General features: G+C 52.9%; 26 protein-coding genes. All 26 read right to left on the bottom strand.

Features of this window, described 5'->3' with window-relative positions; genetic code table 11:
* Positions 1-5 precede the first annotated feature (5 nt).
* Positions 6-122: a 50S ribosomal protein L36 gene (gene rpmJ / locus ACP7AJ_RS16630; RefSeq protein WP_046246595.1), complete on the bottom strand. Its 117-nt coding sequence runs from the start codon at positions 120-122 to the stop codon at positions 6-8.
* Positions 123-143: 21 nt separating this feature from the next.
* On the bottom strand, positions 144-362 hold the full coding sequence (infA, locus tag ACP7AJ_RS16625) for a translation initiation factor IF-1 (RefSeq protein ID WP_035567874.1): 219 nt from the start codon (positions 360-362) through the stop codon (positions 144-146).
* A gap of 5 nt (positions 363-367) precedes the next feature.
* On the bottom strand, positions 368-1,153 hold the full coding sequence (gene map / locus ACP7AJ_RS16620; RefSeq protein WP_426061317.1) for a type I methionyl aminopeptidase: 786 nt from the start codon (positions 1,151-1,153) through the stop codon (positions 368-370).
* Positions 1,154-1,160: 7 nt separating this feature from the next.
* On the bottom strand, positions 1,161-2,480 hold the full coding sequence (gene secY / locus ACP7AJ_RS16615) for a preprotein translocase subunit SecY (protein ID WP_426061316.1): 1,320 nt from the start codon (positions 2,478-2,480) through the stop codon (positions 1,161-1,163).
* A gap of 15 nt (positions 2,481-2,495) precedes the next feature.
* Entirely contained in the window at positions 2,496-2,945 is a 450-nt protein-coding gene (rplO, locus tag ACP7AJ_RS16610) for a 50S ribosomal protein L15 (RefSeq protein ID WP_380201911.1), read from the bottom strand.
* A 14-nt stretch (positions 2,946-2,959) separates the two neighbouring features.
* Positions 2,960-3,139 carry a 50S ribosomal protein L30 gene (gene rpmD / locus ACP7AJ_RS16605; RefSeq protein ID WP_092676456.1) on the bottom strand — a complete coding sequence of 60 codons (180 nt, stop codon included), beginning with the start codon at positions 3,137-3,139 and terminating at the stop codon, positions 2,960-2,962.
* A 5-nt stretch (positions 3,140-3,144) separates the two neighbouring features.
* Positions 3,145-3,636, bottom strand: a complete 492-nt coding sequence (rpsE, locus tag ACP7AJ_RS16600) for a 30S ribosomal protein S5 (RefSeq protein ID WP_035567955.1) — start codon at positions 3,634-3,636, stop codon at positions 3,145-3,147.
* Between the two features lie 90 nt (positions 3,637-3,726).
* On the bottom strand, positions 3,727-4,077 hold the full coding sequence (gene rplR, locus ACP7AJ_RS16595) for a 50S ribosomal protein L18 (protein ID WP_068191746.1): 351 nt from the start codon (positions 4,075-4,077) through the stop codon (positions 3,727-3,729).
* Between the two features lie 9 nt (positions 4,078-4,086).
* The gene (gene rplF / locus ACP7AJ_RS16590) at positions 4,087-4,641 is read right to left on the bottom strand and encodes a 50S ribosomal protein L6 (protein ID WP_426061315.1); all 555 of its coding nucleotides are present in this window, start codon (positions 4,639-4,641) and stop codon (positions 4,087-4,089) included.
* 27 nt (positions 4,642-4,668) lie between these two features.
* Positions 4,669-5,067 (bottom strand): 30S ribosomal protein S8, encoded by a 399-nt coding sequence (rpsH, locus tag ACP7AJ_RS16585; RefSeq protein ID WP_380201909.1) that lies wholly within the window; start codon positions 5,065-5,067, stop codon positions 4,669-4,671.
* Positions 5,068-5,335: 268 nt separating this feature from the next.
* A complete protein-coding gene (locus ACP7AJ_RS16580; RefSeq protein WP_426061314.1) occupies positions 5,336-5,743 on the bottom strand; it encodes a hypothetical protein in 408 nt (135 codons plus the stop codon).
* Between the two features lie 108 nt (positions 5,744-5,851).
* Positions 5,852-6,121 (bottom strand): 30S ribosomal protein S14, encoded by a 270-nt coding sequence (rpsN, locus tag ACP7AJ_RS16575; protein ID WP_035567891.1) that lies wholly within the window; start codon positions 6,119-6,121, stop codon positions 5,852-5,854.
* Between the two features lie 12 nt (positions 6,122-6,133).
* Positions 6,134-6,688: a 50S ribosomal protein L5 gene (gene rplE / locus ACP7AJ_RS16570; protein ID WP_426061313.1), complete on the bottom strand. Its 555-nt coding sequence runs from the start codon at positions 6,686-6,688 to the stop codon at positions 6,134-6,136.
* A gap of 14 nt (positions 6,689-6,702) precedes the next feature.
* The gene (gene rplX / locus ACP7AJ_RS16565) at positions 6,703-7,032 is read right to left on the bottom strand and encodes a 50S ribosomal protein L24 (protein WP_092676441.1); all 330 of its coding nucleotides are present in this window, start codon (positions 7,030-7,032) and stop codon (positions 6,703-6,705) included.
* 3 nt (positions 7,033-7,035) lie between these two features.
* Positions 7,036-7,404 carry a 50S ribosomal protein L14 gene (gene rplN, locus ACP7AJ_RS16560; RefSeq protein WP_035567895.1) on the bottom strand — a complete coding sequence of 123 codons (369 nt, stop codon included), beginning with the start codon at positions 7,402-7,404 and terminating at the stop codon, positions 7,036-7,038.
* 9 nt (positions 7,405-7,413) lie between these two features.
* On the bottom strand, positions 7,414-7,710 hold the full coding sequence (gene rpsQ / locus ACP7AJ_RS16555) for a 30S ribosomal protein S17 (RefSeq protein WP_426061312.1): 297 nt from the start codon (positions 7,708-7,710) through the stop codon (positions 7,414-7,416).
* A 3-nt stretch (positions 7,711-7,713) separates the two neighbouring features.
* On the bottom strand, positions 7,714-7,929 hold the full coding sequence (gene rpmC / locus ACP7AJ_RS16550) for a 50S ribosomal protein L29 (RefSeq protein ID WP_426061311.1): 216 nt from the start codon (positions 7,927-7,929) through the stop codon (positions 7,714-7,716).
* A gap of 3 nt (positions 7,930-7,932) precedes the next feature.
* Positions 7,933-8,358, bottom strand: coding sequence for a 50S ribosomal protein L16 (gene rplP, locus ACP7AJ_RS16545; protein WP_046246580.1), 426 nt, complete (start codon positions 8,356-8,358; stop codon positions 7,933-7,935).
* 105 nt (positions 8,359-8,463) lie between these two features.
* A complete protein-coding gene (gene rpsC, locus ACP7AJ_RS16540; RefSeq protein WP_092676431.1) occupies positions 8,464-9,354 on the bottom strand; it encodes a 30S ribosomal protein S3 in 891 nt (296 codons plus the stop codon).
* Positions 9,355-9,360: 6 nt separating this feature from the next.
* The gene (gene rplV / locus ACP7AJ_RS16535; RefSeq protein WP_068191733.1) at positions 9,361-9,783 is read right to left on the bottom strand and encodes a 50S ribosomal protein L22; all 423 of its coding nucleotides are present in this window, start codon (positions 9,781-9,783) and stop codon (positions 9,361-9,363) included.
* A 1-nt stretch (position 9,784) separates the two neighbouring features.
* On the bottom strand, positions 9,785-10,063 hold the full coding sequence (rpsS, locus tag ACP7AJ_RS16530) for a 30S ribosomal protein S19 (RefSeq protein ID WP_068191730.1): 279 nt from the start codon (positions 10,061-10,063) through the stop codon (positions 9,785-9,787).
* 3 nt (positions 10,064-10,066) lie between these two features.
* Complete coding sequence (gene rplB, locus ACP7AJ_RS16525; protein ID WP_380201896.1) at positions 10,067-10,894, bottom strand: 50S ribosomal protein L2; 828 nt, start codon at positions 10,892-10,894, stop codon at positions 10,067-10,069.
* Between the two features lie 44 nt (positions 10,895-10,938).
* Positions 10,939-11,226 (bottom strand): 50S ribosomal protein L23, encoded by a 288-nt coding sequence (rplW, locus tag ACP7AJ_RS16520; protein ID WP_426061310.1) that lies wholly within the window; start codon positions 11,224-11,226, stop codon positions 10,939-10,941.
* On the bottom strand, positions 11,226-11,864 hold the full coding sequence (gene rplD / locus ACP7AJ_RS16515; RefSeq protein ID WP_426061309.1) for a 50S ribosomal protein L4: 639 nt from the start codon (positions 11,862-11,864) through the stop codon (positions 11,226-11,228). The genes rplW and rplD overlap by 1 nt, the downstream gene beginning before the upstream one ends.
* Positions 11,865-11,872: 8 nt before the next feature.
* Positions 11,873-12,493, bottom strand: a complete 621-nt coding sequence (gene rplC / locus ACP7AJ_RS16510; RefSeq protein ID WP_426061308.1) for a 50S ribosomal protein L3 — start codon at positions 12,491-12,493, stop codon at positions 11,873-11,875.
* A 158-nt stretch (positions 12,494-12,651) separates the two neighbouring features.
* Entirely contained in the window at positions 12,652-13,926 is a 1,275-nt protein-coding gene (locus ACP7AJ_RS16505) for an O-antigen ligase family protein (protein ID WP_426061307.1), read from the bottom strand.
* Positions 13,927-13,990 lie beyond the last annotated feature (64 nt).

Here is a 13,990-nt window from a genome sequence, read left to right as displayed (position 1 = left end):
ATGAATTAACCCTGGCGCTGCTTAAAGCGCGGGTTCTTCTTGTTGATGACGTAGAGCTTGCCATTACGGCGGACGAGTTTGCAGTCCACGCTACGCTTTTTCACCGAGGTTTTTACTTTCATGACCTGTGGAGAGAAACGAGTTTATTTATAACGATACTTGATGCGACCCTTTGACAAATCGTAGGGAGACATTTCCAATTTAACCTTATCACCGGGCAGAATCTTAATGTAGTGCATCCGCATCTTGCCCGAAATGTGGGCAATCAGTTGGTGGCCGTTTTCCAGTTCCACGCGGAACATGGCGTTGGAAAGGGCTTCGAGGATGGTACCGTCCTGCTCAATCGAGGCTTGTTTTGCCATAAGGGCTACTGCTGCAATGCTTTTTCTATGTACTCAAAGGAGGTAAGAATCTCCGCCTTATCTTTTCTAACAACAACGGTGTGCTCAAAGTGCGCTGAGGGCTTGCGGTCTTTGGTGCGAATGGTCCAGCCATCCGCCTCCTGCACCACGTCCTTCTTGCCCAAATTTACCATTGGCTCTATTGCCAACACCAAACCCGTTTGTAAGAGCGGCCCAGAACCCCGTTTGCCGTAATTAGGCACTTCAGGTTTCTCGTGCAGCTTTGCGCCAACTCCGTGGCCAACCAACTCGCGCACCACCCCGTAGCCCATTCGAGCCACATGGTTCTGGATTGCGAAGCTGATATCACCAACGCGGTTGCCACTCACGGCTTGTTCGATGCCCTTGTACAGCGAAGCTTTGGTTTCAGCCAAGAGCTTCAGTACTTCGGGCGCCACCTCCCCTATTGGGTAGGTGTAGGCACTATCTGAATGAAAGCCATTCAAGTAAACGCCACAATCCACCGATAAGATATCGCCACTCTTCAGCGGCTCATCGGTAGCAAACCCGTGCACCACCACCGAATTTGGTGAGAGGCACAGGCTGTAAGGAAACTTGTTGTAGCCTTTAAAGGAAGGTACTGCACCATGGTCTCGGATGAACTCCTCCGCGCGCTTATCAAGCTGTCGCGTCGTTACTCCTTCCTTCACCATGCCCGCGACTTCGCCGTGGGCCTTAGCCAGTACTAATGCACTGGCGCGGATGAGGTCAATCTCTTCTTCGGTTTTATACTGTATGCTGCCGCTTGCCATGTTTAAATTACGAAGCCACCGAAATGGGCTGTGCCGTGCGACCGCGCAGCTTACCCGATTTCATCATGCCATCGTAGTGCTGCATGAGCAAATAGCTTTGTACTTGGTTTACCGTGTCCAATACTACACCCACCATAATGATGAGCGATGTACCGCCATAGAAGGCCGAGAACGGACGCGTAACGCCAAGCAACAATGCAATAGCAGGGAAAATTGCAATCAGTGCGAGGGCAACAGCACCTGGCAGCGTCACACGGGTCAGGATTTCATCGATGAACTCCGACGTGTCACGCCCTGGCTTCACACCTGGCACAAAACCCCCACTCCGCTTCAGGTCATCGGCAATCTGGTTAGGATTGACGCTGATAGCCGTGTAGAAGTAAGTAAAGATGATGATGAGCAATGCAAAAGTCAGGTTATACTGCCACGACGTATAGTCCGAGAACTTAACGCCAATGTAGCTAGCCATATCACTCTGGTTCTGCCATACCGAAGCCACAATGGCCGGCACGAACATCAACGACTGAGCGAAGATGATGGGCATTACACCAGCAGCATTAACCTTGAGAGGAATAAACTGACGCTGAGCATCGAGCTGGGTAGTACCACCAACCTGCTTGGCATACTGCACCGCGATGCGACGAACAGCCTGCGTGAGCACGATAACAGCCATTACGACTAGGAATAGAACCACCATTTCCAGCAGGAATATAAGCGATTTATTAACTCCCTTTGCAGCGGCTTCACCAATAATAGCACCGGGCAGACGCGATACTATACCAATCATGATGAGCATCGAGATACCGTTGCCGATACCCTTATCAGTGATTTTCTCACCCAGCCACATGCAGAACAACGTACCGGCCGTGATGATAATCATGGTCGACACGGTGAAGAACGTGCCCGGATTAATGATGGCATCCGCGTTTATGGTAGCGATAAAGCCAACTGACTGCGCCAACACAATCGGAATTGTGAGAATGCGAGTATACTGGTTGATTTTCTTACGGCCCGACTCTCCCTCCTTTTGCAATTTCTGGAAGTAAGGAACAGCAATGGTGAGCAGCTGCAACACGATGCTGGCCGAGATGTAAGGCATGATGCCCAACGCGAAAATAGACGCGTTACTGAATGCGCCTCCAAGGAGGGTATCCAGAATGCCAAACAAACCTTCGGCACCCGTCTTCAGGCGAGTCGGGTCGACACCCGGCAACACCACGTAAACGCCGAGGCGATAGATGGCAATGAAGAAAAGCGTATTGAGGATTCGCGTACGCAAATCCTCAATCGCAAAAATGTTCTTTATCGACTCGATAAACTTATTCATTGCCGAAGGTAGCTTTTAGAGCGTTACCGCTTTGCCGCCCGCCTTCTCGATGGCTTCAACAGCCGACTTCGAGAATGCGTGAGCATGAACTTCCAGAGCCGTGGAAACTTCGCCACGGCCGAGGATTTTGATTTTAGCGTTTTTCGATACCAAACCGTTGGCGATGAAGTAAGCGGCATCCATGGTGGTAGCGCTGTTCTTCTCAAGCAGAGTTGCGAGCACATCGAGGTTGATGGCTTTGTATTCTACACGGTTGATGTTGGTGAAGCCGAACTTAGGCACACGACGCTGGAGGGGCATTTGGCCACCTTCAAAGCCGGACTTACGCTTGTAGCCCGAACGCGACTTGGCGCCTTTGTGACCACGGGTCGACGTGCCACCGCGCGTGGAGCCTTCGCCCCGGCCAATCCGCTTCTCGTTTTTAGTCGAGCCGTAGGCTGGCGATAGATTGCTGAGATTAAGCATGACGATATATAGTCTTACAGTTCGGTTACTTCTAGCAGGTGCTTCACGCTGTTTACCATGCCCATGATGGACGGGTTTACTTCGTGCTGCGCGGTGCTATTCATTTTGTTCAGGCCTAAGGACTGAACGGTGCGCTTTTGACGCTCGGGGCGGTCAATGGCGCTGCGCACGAGCTTTACTTGAATTTGTGCCATGTCATTTAACCGTTAAAAACGCGGGCAAGAGAGATACCACGTGCCTGTGCAATTTGCAACGGGTCACGCATTTTGGCCAAGGCAGCAAAGGTAGCCTTTACCACGTTGTGGGGGTTCGACGAGCCTTTCGACTTCGCCAATACATCCTTGATACCGGCGCTTTCGAACACGGCGCGCATTGCACCGCCGGCGATTACACCCGTACCAGCCGCTGCCGGCTGGATGAGCACGAAACCACCGCCGTAGCGGCCTTCCATGAGGTGAGGAACGGTGTGCTTGTACATCGGCACCTTCACTACGTTCTTCTTAGCGTCGTCAATGCCTTTGGCAATGGCGTCGGTTACTTCGTTGGCTTTGCCGAGGCCGTAGCCTACGTTGCCGTTGCCATCGCCTACTACCACAATGGCAGAGAAGCTGAAGCGGCGACCGCCTTTCACCACCTTCGCTACGCGGTTGATGGCTACTACTTTTTCTTTGAAGTCGGAATCAGCACCCATGCGGGAGTTGTCCTTGTTCCGGTCGCGGTCGTTGCTGCGCTGACGGTCTCCGCCAGGACGATTGTTGTCGCGTTCTTGCGCCATGATAGTTTAGAAATTGAGGCCGCCTTCGCGGGCACCTTCAGCCAATGATTTTACGCGACCGTGGTAGAGGTAACCCGAGCGGTCGAAGACCACTTTGGTAATGCCTTTCTCCTGGGCGACGGCGGCAATCTGCCGTCCTACAGCAGCGGCCAGAGCCACGCCGTTGCCACCTTCGGCCGTTACTTTTTTCGACGTAGCAGCAGCCAGCGTGCGGCCGGTGGTGTCGTCGATAATCTGAGCGTAGATGCCCGTGTTGCTACGGAACACCGAGAGCCGCGGCCGCTCGGACGTGCCAGCCACCTTGGTACGGATGATGCGCTGAATCCGCTTGCGGCGTTGTGCCTTATCAAATGCCATGATGCGAACTTATTTAGAGGCCGTTTTACCAGCTTTGCGACGGATGATTTCGCCCACGAAACGTACACCTTTGCCTTTGTAAGGCTCGACTTTACGCAAGGAACGAATTTTAGCGGCTACCTGGCCCAGAAGCTGATTGTCGATGCTGTTCAGCGTCACAATCGGGTTCTTACCTTTCTCGGTAACAGCAGTAGCAGTTACTTCCTTCGGCAGGGCAATGTAGATGTTGTGCGAGTAGCCTAGGGCCAGCTCGAGCGTGGTACCAGCGAGGGAGGCTTTGTAACCTACACCTACAAGCTCCAGCTTCTTCTCGAAACCATTGCTCACACCGAGTACCATGTTGTTGATTAGCGAGCGGTACAGGCCGTGCATAGCCTTGTGACGCTTTTGCTCCGTGGGACGGGTTACCGTGAGGGTACCGTCTTCAATGGCAACGTTGATGTCGCGGTCCACTTGCGTGGTTAGCGTGCCCTTGGGGCCTTTCACCGTTACCACGTTGTCTTTCTCAACCGAGATAGCGACCCCAGTGGGGACAGAAATCGGGAGTTTACCAATACGTGACATAATTAAGTTAGCTAAAGCGGTTCCGGATTAGTACACGTAGCACAGCACCTCGCCGCCCACGTTCTCGGTTTTGCACTCTTTCTCCGTCATCACGCCCTTTGAGGTCGAGATGATGGCGACGCCCAAGCCGCTGAGTACCCGGGGCAGGTTATCGGAAGACACGTACTGACGCAAGCCAGGCGTTGAAACGCGCTGCAGCTTGGTGATAGCAGGAGCCTTGGTGGTCGGGTTGTACTTCAGAGCAATTTTGATGGTGCCCTGAACCGATGAATCATCAAAACGGTACGACTGAATGTAGCCCTTGTGGTAGAGCACCTTCGTGATTTCCTTTTTGATGTTGCTGGCCGGGATTTCTACCACCCGGTGGTTCGCCTTGATGGCGTTGCGTACCCGGGTCAGGTAGTCGGCAATGGGGTCAGTATTCATTGAGTATTAAATGCGTCCGCTTTTTTCGGAGCGCAAAGATAAGAAAATTTCGCCGGGTGCCCAACGGGACCAACGAAATTTCGGTTAAGACTACTTGGCTTGCCCGGCGACGGTGCAGCCAATGGTTTCTTTTGGCAACCTGCCAAATGGTTTGGGGCCTTCCCCAGCTTTTGGGAGTGCAAAGGTAGCAGACTTACAGGGCTTTTGCAAGTGCAGTGTTGAAAATCCTTCGCAGTGAGCTTGCACTTTGCCTACTTAACTCTCCTCTTCAGGCCCTGTCAAGGTGCTCCCCTGCCCAGGACGCATCTGCAAAAACTTGCTGTGGCGGCAGGCTGAGCAGATACGGCAACCAATATTCTTTGCTAGCAATACGCTCAAACTCTCCTTCTCCTGCCAGATTCAATCTATTATCATCAATAGGCGAAAGAATGAAGTTGATAATATCTGTACCCGCATCAAGATGAAGCACTTGCTTCAAAGTATCTGGTACAACAGGAAACTGAAGTCCCTGATACTTTACTAGCAGTTTGTTGCCGTCACCCTTAATGATTAAAAGTGTATCATATGGCTTTTCAACCTTACGCCAATGACCAATCATTTTATCTTGAAAACGCAAGTCGATTGGGTTTGAGCAACCAATCACAATAAGACTAAGAATGAGTAATGGAATTTTCATTAACGATTGTTTAATCCATTGTGCAGTTGTACCACAAACAAAAATAGGCGCCTCCACCAAAGTGGAAGCGCCTATTTTATTGCTTAGCGAAAAGCCTAAACCGGAATACTACCAGCTTGACTTGGTCACGCCAGGAATTTTTCCAGCGAGGGCCATTTCGCGGAAACGCACGCGGCTGATGCCAAACTTGCGCATGTATCCGCGGGGGCGGCCGTCAATCATGTCGCGGTTGTGCAGGCGCACGGGCGAAGCGTTTTTGGGCAGCTTGTCGAGACCTTCGTAGTCGCCGGCAGCTTTCAGAGCCTTGCGCTTCTCAGCGTAGCGGGCCACGGTGGCAATGCGCTTGCGCTCCCGTGCTTTGATGGATTCTTTAGCCATGAGTTCGGGAGATTAAGCTTCTTTGTTAGCGTTAGCGAAGGGCATACCGAACGCCTTAAGCAGTTCGTAGCTCTGCTCGTCGTTTTCGGCGGTGGTTACAAACGTGATGTCCATGCCCGAGATGCTCTTGATTTTGTCAATCGAGATTTCTGGGAAGATGATTTGCTCTTTCACGCCAAGCGTGTAGTTGCCACGACCATCGAAACCTTTGTCGTTAATGCCTTTGAAGTCACGTACGCGGGGCAGGGCCACCGTCAGGAGACGGTCCATGAACTCGTACATGCGCTCGCCGCGCAGCGTAACCTTAGCACCGATGGGCATGCCTTCCCGGAGCTTAAAGTTCGACACCGAACGCTTGGCAATGGTTGGGATGGCTTTCTGACCGGTGATGGTAGTCAGCTCTTCCACGCCGTTGTCCACCAACTTCTTGTCGGCAACAGCAGCACCAATACCGCGGTTGATGCAGATTTTGGTGATGCGTGGTACCTGCATGATGCTCTTAAACTGGAATTTCTCCTGGAGCGCGGGTACTACGTCTTTCTTATAAATGTCTTTGAGACGGGCCATGATGCAGGGGGCAATTACGCCGTTTTGGCGGTGGCACGCTTGGTGGTCGGAGCTGCCGAAGCTGCTTCGCCTTTGCGCACACGCTCACCGGTGGTGGGGTTGATAGCCTGCACATTGCTCACGTGCATGGGCGCCTCCATCTTGGTGATGCCGCCCTGGGGCGATTTGGCGCTCGGCTTGTTGTGTTTCGTCACCAGGTTCAGACCTTCCACGATTACGCGCTGGGTCACCCGGTTTACCGACTTAATTACGCCGGTCTTGCCACGCTCGTCGCCAGCAATCACCTTGACGGTGTCACCTGACTTCACGTGCAGTTGTACGGGGTCTGCTTTTTTGATAGCCATAGCTTACAGTACTTCGGGGGCCAGCGATACGATTTTCATGAACTGACGCTCACGCAGCTCACGGGCCACTGGGCCGAAGATGCGCGTGCCGCGGGGCTCGTCGTTGTTGTTGAGCAACACGGCAGCATTGTCGTCGAAACGGATGTACGAACCGTCTTTCCGGCGCACTTCTTTCTTCACACGAACTACTACGGCCTTGCTCACGGTGCCTTTCTTGGCGTTGCCGGAAGGGATAGCCGATTTGATGGCTACCACAATCTTGTCGCCAACGCTGGCGTATTTCTTGCCCGTGCCACCCAGAACACGGATGCAGAGGACTTCCTTGGCGCCGCTATTGTCGGCAACCGTCAGGCGGGATTCTTGCTGTATCATTAGTCTGGATTACTTAGCGCGTTCAATAATTTCCACCAGGCGCCACCGCTTGGTCTTGCTCAGGGGGCGAGTGCTCATGATGAGAACCGTGTCGCCTTCGCCACACTCGTTGTTCTCGTCGTGGGCGTGGAATTTTGTGGTTTTGGTAATGAACTTACCGTAAAGGGGGTGCTTTTGCTTCTGCACCACAGCTACGGTGATGGACTTGTCCATCTTGGAGCTCGTTACCTTGCCGGTGATTTCTTTGCGCAGGTTGCGCGAAGCTTCAGCAGCGGCTTGGTCTTGGGTTGTTACGTCGGTTGCCATCGGTTATTGAGCGGGGTTAGTGGCCTGCTCGTTGTTCCGACGAGTCTGCTCGGTGAGCAAGCGGGCGACGTTTTTACGGTTGGCCTTGAGGCGGGCGGGGTTCTCCAGCGGCGAAATCGCATGAGCGAAACGCAACTGCTGGCCCTGAGCCTGCTCGGTTTTGATTTGCTCTTTCAGCGCTTCGGCGGAAAGGCCTTTGAGGTCGGTCTTGTTCTTCATGACTTAAGCAGCGTCCGTATAGTCGCGGCGAACCACGAATGAAGTTTTTACGGGGAGCTTCTGAGCCGCCAGACGCAGCGATTCTTTAGCTACTTCCAGCGAAACACCGTCCGACTCGAACATGATTTGACCGGGCTTTACGCAGGCCACCCAATATTCAGGCGAACCCTTGCCTTTACCCATCCGCACTTCAGCAGGCTTCTTGGTAATGGGTTTGTCGGGGAAAATGCGAATCCATACTTGCCCTTCGCGTTTCATGGCGCGGGTCATGGCGATACGGGCTGCCTCAATCTGGCGGGCCGTAATCCAAGATACCTCAAGCGACTTGATAGCGAACGAACCGAAGTCTATGGAGCTGCCGCGGTAGGCGAGGCCTGTTACGCGACCCTTTTGCATCTTGCGATACTTGGTCCTTTTCGGTTGTAACATTTGATTTTAATAAAAGAGAGTGTTCTGTAAGAGAGAGAGGCGAACAGTCGAACATTTCACTTCGTTCACCAACCGGCAAACGAAGTGAAATGCGCTTGACTTGTTCTAGCGACGCGGGCCGCGAGCGGCACCACCAGCAGCTCCACCACCTTGGGCGGGGCCATTGCGACGAGGACCGGCATTGTCGCCACGGGGGGCACCACCGCCGGCGTTGCCGCCACGGTCGTTGCCACCACGACCACCGGCACCACCGTCACGACGCGGGCCGCGGTCGCCTTCACGACGCTCGCCACGGGGGCCACGGTCGTCACGACGTCCACCGGCATCGCCACCGGGGTTAGTGAGCTGCTGGTTCGGCGAGAGATCGGGCTTGCCGAACACCTCACCGCGCATTACCCACACCTTGATGCCAATTTTGCCATAGACGGTCTGAGCTTCCGACAAAGCGTAGTCAATGTCAGCGCGCAGCGTGTGCAGCGGCGTACGACCTTCTTTGTACTGCTCCGAACGGGCAATCTCAGCACCACCGAGACGGCCACCGCACTGAATCTTGATGCCTTCGGCACCAACACGCATTGCAGCCTGAATCGACATTTTCATGGCGCGACGGAAGGAGATACGAGCGGCCAGCTGCTGAGCGATGCTCTCGCCTACCAGCTTGGCATCCAACTCCGGACGCTTGATTTCGAAGATATTGATTTGAACGTCTTTGCTGGTGATTTGCTTCAGCTCGTCCTTAATCTTATCTACCTCCTGACCGCCTTTACCGATTACCACACCCGGACGAGCCGTGTTGATGGTGATGGTAATGCGCTTCAGGGTGCGCTCAATCACAATGCGGCTGATGCCGCCTTTCTGAATACGAGCGTTGATGTACTTGCGGATTTTCTCGTCCTCCACCAATTTCTCGGCGAAGTCCTTGCCGCCATACCAGTTGGAGTCCCAGCCTTTGATTACTCCCAAGCGGAAGCCAACCGGATTTACTTTCTGTCCCATAATAAATTAGGATTTGGCGTCGGCCTTAGGGTTATCGGTAGTACCAACTTGCTTGGCGTGCTCGGTGGTTTTCTTGCCGAGCTTCTCCACTTTCGTGTCGATTTTCAGCGTCACATGGTTGCTACGCTTGCGGATGCGGTGGCCACGGCCCTGAGGGGCGGGGCGCAGGCGCTTCAATTGGCGTCCTTCGTCCACGAAGATTTCGCTGATGTAGAGGTTTGCGTCCTCAATCCGCTCTTCTTCGTTGTGCTGCTGCCAGTTGGCCAAGGCCGACAGGAGCAGTTTCTCAATCTTCTCGGCGCCGATGTTGGCTTCAAAGCGCAGCAGGCCAAGGGCTTGCGTTACTTTCTTGCCGCGCACGAGGTCGGCCACCAAACGCATCTTGCGAGGCGAGGTCGGCACATTGCGGAGTTTTGCTACTGCTTCCATCTTAGCGCTTGCCTTTATCTTTTTTGGCGACGTGACCACGGAAGTTACGAGTCGGGGCAAATTCGCCCAACTTGTGCCCTACCATGTTCTCGGTCACATACACCGGGATGAACTTATTGCCGTTGTGAACAGCGAACGTGTGGCCAACGAAATCCGGGGAAATCATCGAGCGGCGCGACCAAGTCTTTACCACCGATTTCTTACCAGCCGTTTCGAGTGCCGTGACTTTCTTTTCCAGCCGGAAGTCAATGTACGGCCCTTTTTTGAGTGAACGTGCCATATATTACTTCTTGCCTTTGCGGCTCACAATCAGGTTCTCCGAATACTTGTTCTTGTTGCGGGTCTTCTGGCCCTTAGCCAAAATACCGTTGCGGCTACGTGGGTGACCACCCGACGATTTGCCTTCACCACCACCCATGGGGTGGTCGACAGGGTTCATGGCTACACCACGAACGCGAGGACGGCGACCAGCCCACCGGTTACGGCCAGCCTTACCCATCCGGGTGTTCATGTGGTCACCATTCGAAACGGTACCAACCGTGGCCATGCAAGTCACAAGGACCATGCGCATTTCGCCGGAAGGCAATTTCAACGTGGCGTACTTCTCTTCGCGGGCTACGATTTGGGCGTAGGTGCCGGCCGAGCGAGCCATGGCCGCGCCCTGACCGGGCTGCAGCTCAATGTTGTGGAGAATGGTACCGAGGGGAATCTCACGGAGCGGCAAGGTATTGCCTACTTCGGGAGCTACGCCTGTACCCGATACTACCGTCGTACCCACGGTCATGCCGGCGGGAGCGATGATGTAGCGCTTCTCGCCGTCAGCGTAGCTGAGCAAGGCGATGCGGGCGGTACGGTTAGGGTCGTACTCGATGGTCTTCACGGTAGCCGGAACACCGGCTTTGTCGCGCTTGAAGTCCACGATACGATACTGGGTTTTATGACCACCGCCGATGTAGCGGTTGGACATTTTACCGGAAGAGTTCCGGCCACCCGATTTGGGGAGGGAAGTCATCAAGGACTTCTCCGGGGTCGACGTGGTTATCTCGTCGAACGCCGGCGCAACGCGGAAGCGCTGCCCTGGGCTGGTTGGTCTGAGTTTTTTAAGTGCCATTACTAGCTAGTTTTGCTTTTGCGGCTGAAGAATTAAGGCGAGGCCTAGAGGTTGCCGTAGAAGTCGATTACGTCGCCTTCTTTCACGGTAACAATGGCTTTCTTGCCGTGGGCCCGACGGCCAGTCACTTGACCGCCTTTGGTGCCTTTCGACTTCATTTTGCCAATGGTGCGCATCGTGTTGATGTCGGTCACGGTCACGCCGTACAGCGTTTCTATGTCCTTCTTGATTTGCACTTTATTGGCCGTGCGCTCTACTTCGAAAGTGTAGCGACCTTTTTCGTTGAGGCCGGTGGCCTTTTCGGTCACGATGGGGCGTTTCAGCGTGCTCATTATTCGGCGGTGCTATAGAGTTCAACCAATGAAGCCATGCCGTCTTCCGAAATCAGCAGCGTGTCCGTGTTCAGCAGGTCGTGGGTGTTGAGGCCGATGGGCGTCGACACGGTCACTTTCTGCAAGTTGCGGGCGCTGAGAACAACGTTCTTGTTTACCTCAGCGGTAACAAGCATGGTCTTTTTGCCATTGTTCAGCTTGAGGCCGTTCAGGATGGCTACGAAGTCCTTGGTGCGGGGAGCATCCATGGCAATGTTCTCCACGAGAGAGATTTTGCCATCCTTTGCCAGACTCGACAGAGCCGAGAGACGAGCTACGCGCTTGGTCTTCTTGTTCAGCTTGAAGCTGTAGTCGCGGGGCTGAGGACCAAACATGCGGCCACCACCTACGAACACACCCGACTTCATGCTACCAGCACGGGCACCGCCCGTACCTTTTTGTTTCTTGAGCTTTTTCGTGGTGCCGTGCACCTCGTTGCGCTGCTTGGACTTGTGCGTGCCCTGGCGCTGGTTGGCCAAGTACTGCTTTACGTCCAAGTACATCACATGCTCGTTTACTTCGAGACCGAAGATGGCGTCAGACAGGGTCACCTTGCGGCCGGTGTCTTCGCCTTTGAGGCTATAAACTGAGAGTTCCATCGTATAGTCTATTTCTCGATTACCACGTAAGAATTCTTAGCACCGGGAATCGAGCCGCTCACCAGAATCAGGTTCTTATCACCGACTACGCGCATCACCTTCAGGTTTTGCACTTTCACACGGTCGTTGCCCATACGGCCACCCATGCGCATTCCTTTGAATACGCGTGAAGGCCAAGAGCAAGCACCGATAGAACCGGGGTGACGCAGACGGTTGTGCTGACCGTGAGTCTGGCCGCCAACGCCCTGGAAGTTGTAACGCTTCACAACGCCTTGGAAACCCTTGCCTTTAGAGGTACCCACTACGTCCACAAACTCGCCCTCTTCGAACAAAGTAGCGTCGATGGTGGAGCCAGCGGCGTAGGTCGATTCGGCGTCGAGGCGGAATTCAACCAATTTTTTCTTGGGGGTAGTACCAGCTTTAGCGAAGTGACCTACCAAAGCTTTGGTGGTGTTCTTGGCTTTTTTCTCGCCGTACCCAATTTGAATGGCGGTGTAGCCGTCATTCGCGATAGTCTTAACCTGCGTCACTACGCACGGACCCGCTTCAATGAGCGTGCAGGGAATGTTTTTCCCATCCGGAGTGAAGAGGCTTGTCATACCGATTTTCTTACCGATGATGCCAGGCATTCTGTTAATGATTAAATGACACAAAAAGAAAACGGCCGAGTGCCGTTTTCGCTAAGGGAGTGCAAAGATAGAAAAAAAGGCTCAGGATTCATAACCACACTTAGAAATATTTTCTAGATGAGGCTGTTAGCTACCCAACGTGTGTCCGTTTGGAAGAATTATGCAGGCCGCCATATTGGATCATTATCCTCAGCGGGCATAGAACCCTGTAAAGCGAGCAACAAGAAAAATAGAATATAGGCTAACCCTATCTGCGTTTCTAAGGTGTACTCTACCAAAAAAGATAATGCGATACTTAGGTAGTGGGCCAACAGCAGAGGAGCGTGTTTGCGCCGGGCCCACCAAGCTGGATAAAATATTCCAATCAGAAAAACCAGCAGACCTAGGCCGCCATGAGCAGCTAGATTGTAGAGGTACTGATTGTGGGGTAAGATGTAATAAGTAGACTCCATCTCTGGATAAAGGATGGCATAACGCTTAGCCATCTCCCCTTCTAAATCCGCTTTTCCAACCCCTAAAAGCTTGTTGTCGCTCCAAACGCTCAGGGCTGCCTTATATGAGTAGACACGGGCCGCTATTGAGTACTTTTTGCCTTCTTTCGCTGATGTTTGTTTGACTTTGCTTACATCTAGCCGGGTATTAAATACCCTATTGTTAAAAGTTGGAAATGCTATATAGCTAATGGCAAGCAATAGGAAAAGTGTAGCCATGATAATGGCTGCTTCCTTCCATAGCTTTTTCTTTAACACGAGCCACAAGATTGCCAGACCGCATAACGCATAAAAAGTCATCTGACCACTACGAACAGCTAGCAGATGCAGGAAAGCAGCTAGTATTATAATGGCTGCGATAAGCCAAGCCCGCCACTTTTGTTGCACAGCTTGATGCACCAATAGGAGTACTCCTGCTGCAATAGCTAAGGTGATAAGGAGGCTGAACCGGATATGGTCTGGCTCAGTCGGCATGACTTTAGAATGCAGATACATTTCATTGATTTCCCGGAAGTGCAGCAAATAGTTAACTGTAGCACCTACTGCCGCAATCACGGTCATGCCAATCAATAACAACCACAACCACCGAAGATATCGGCTTGGCATTGCAGGCATCAACCAAAGCCCTAGTACCAGTGCCACAAAGGGCAACTTCAACACTATATCCCGGTTGTACTCGCCAATGTTAGCTGCATCAGTATTCAGTCCTTGCAAGAGGTTCAATAAGTATATAGAAAACAAACTTCCAAACACGGGCGACATATCCCAGTTTGCTATCCGACGATATGTGCAGGCATAAATGATGCCTGTCAATGCTATTCCGGCTACCCCAATGCTCGGAAGTATACGAAACCAGTTGGCAACGAAAATGCCAATGATGACACAACTGCAGAAAAAGAGAATTGCTCGATGCAAACGAGCTACAGTGAATACAGATTGCATGTAGGCTGGATAGTACTGGTGCAAGTTCCAAAGAATAAGCCCCACCGCATTTCACTGCAGTGGG

It is taken from the genome of Hymenobacter sp. B1770 (genome assembly GCF_049896385.1).
Lineage (GTDB): Bacteria > Bacteroidota > Bacteroidia > Cytophagales > Hymenobacteraceae > Hymenobacter.
Note: the sequence above shows the minus strand (reverse complement) of the source record. Positions and strands in the feature narration are given on the sequence as shown.

Bases quoted from the DNA above. Each gene is read 5' to 3' on its own strand.
- rplO (WP_380201911.1), bottom strand. From the start codon at position 2,945: ATGCTTAATCTCAGCAATCTATCGCCAGCCTACGGCTCGACTAAAAAC.
- rplB (WP_380201896.1), bottom strand. From the start codon at position 10,894: ATGGCACTTAAAAAACTCAGACCAACCAGCCCAGGGCAGCGCTTCCGC.
- rplN (WP_035567895.1), bottom strand. From the start codon at position 7,404: ATGATACAGCAAGAATCCCGCCTGACGGTTGCCGACAATAGCGGCGCC.
- rpmC (WP_426061311.1), bottom strand. From the start codon at position 7,929: ATGAAGAACAAGACCGACCTCAAAGGCCTTTCCGCCGAAGCGCTGAAA.
- infA (WP_035567874.1), bottom strand. From the start codon at position 362: ATGGCAAAACAAGCCTCGATTGAGCAGGACGGTACCATCCTCGAAGCC.
- rpsS (WP_068191730.1), bottom strand. From the start codon at position 10,063: ATGGCACGTTCACTCAAAAAAGGGCCGTACATTGACTTCCGGCTGGAA.
- ACP7AJ_RS16580 (WP_426061314.1), bottom strand. From the start codon at position 5,743: ATGAAAATTCCATTACTCATTCTTAGTCTTATTGTGATTGGTTGCTCA.
- rpsN (WP_035567891.1), bottom strand. From the start codon at position 6,121: ATGGCTAAAGAATCCATCAAAGCACGGGAGCGCAAGCGCATTGCCACC.
- secY (WP_426061316.1), bottom strand. From the start codon at position 2,480: ATGAATAAGTTTATCGAGTCGATAAAGAACATTTTTGCGATTGAGGAT.
- rplV (WP_068191733.1), bottom strand. From the start codon at position 9,783: ATGGAAGCAGTAGCAAAACTCCGCAATGTGCCGACCTCGCCTCGCAAG.
- rpsH (WP_380201909.1), bottom strand. From the start codon at position 5,067: ATGAATACTGACCCCATTGCCGACTACCTGACCCGGGTACGCAACGCC.
- rpmJ (WP_046246595.1), bottom strand. From the start codon at position 122: ATGAAAGTAAAAACCTCGGTGAAAAAGCGTAGCGTGGACTGCAAACTC.
- rplF (WP_426061315.1), bottom strand. From the start codon at position 4,641: ATGTCACGTATTGGTAAACTCCCGATTTCTGTCCCCACTGGGGTCGCT.
- rplR (WP_068191746.1), bottom strand. From the start codon at position 4,077: ATGGCATTTGATAAGGCACAACGCCGCAAGCGGATTCAGCGCATCATC.
- map (WP_426061317.1), bottom strand. From the start codon at position 1,153: ATGGCAAGCGGCAGCATACAGTATAAAACCGAAGAAGAGATTGACCTC.
- rplD (WP_426061309.1), bottom strand. From the start codon at position 11,864: ATGGAACTCTCAGTTTATAGCCTCAAAGGCGAAGACACCGGCCGCAAG.
- rplP (WP_046246580.1), bottom strand. From the start codon at position 8,358: ATGTTACAACCGAAAAGGACCAAGTATCGCAAGATGCAAAAGGGTCGC.
- rpsE (WP_035567955.1), bottom strand. From the start codon at position 3,636: ATGGGTGCTGATTCCGACTTCAAAGAAAAAGTAGTAGCCATCAACCGC.
- rplX (WP_092676441.1), bottom strand. From the start codon at position 7,032: ATGGCTATCAAAAAAGCAGACCCCGTACAACTGCACGTGAAGTCAGGT.
- rpsQ (WP_426061312.1), bottom strand. From the start codon at position 7,710: ATGGCAACCGACGTAACAACCCAAGACCAAGCCGCTGCTGAAGCTTCG.
- rplE (WP_426061313.1), bottom strand. From the start codon at position 6,688: ATGGCCCGTCTCAAAGACATTTATAAGAAAGACGTAGTACCCGCGCTC.
- rpmD (WP_092676456.1), bottom strand. From the start codon at position 3,139: ATGGCACAAATTCAAGTAAAGCTCGTGCGCAGCGCCATTGACCGCCCC.
- rpsC (WP_092676431.1), bottom strand. From the start codon at position 9,354: ATGGGACAGAAAGTAAATCCGGTTGGCTTCCGCTTGGGAGTAATCAAA.
- rplW (WP_426061310.1), bottom strand. From the start codon at position 11,226: ATGAGCACGCTGAAACGCCCCATCGTGACCGAAAAGGCCACCGGCCTC.
- rplC (WP_426061308.1), bottom strand. From the start codon at position 12,493: ATGCCTGGCATCATCGGTAAGAAAATCGGTATGACAAGCCTCTTCACT.
- ACP7AJ_RS16505 (WP_426061307.1), bottom strand. From the start codon at position 13,926: ATGCAATCTGTATTCACTGTAGCTCGTTTGCATCGAGCAATTCTCTTT.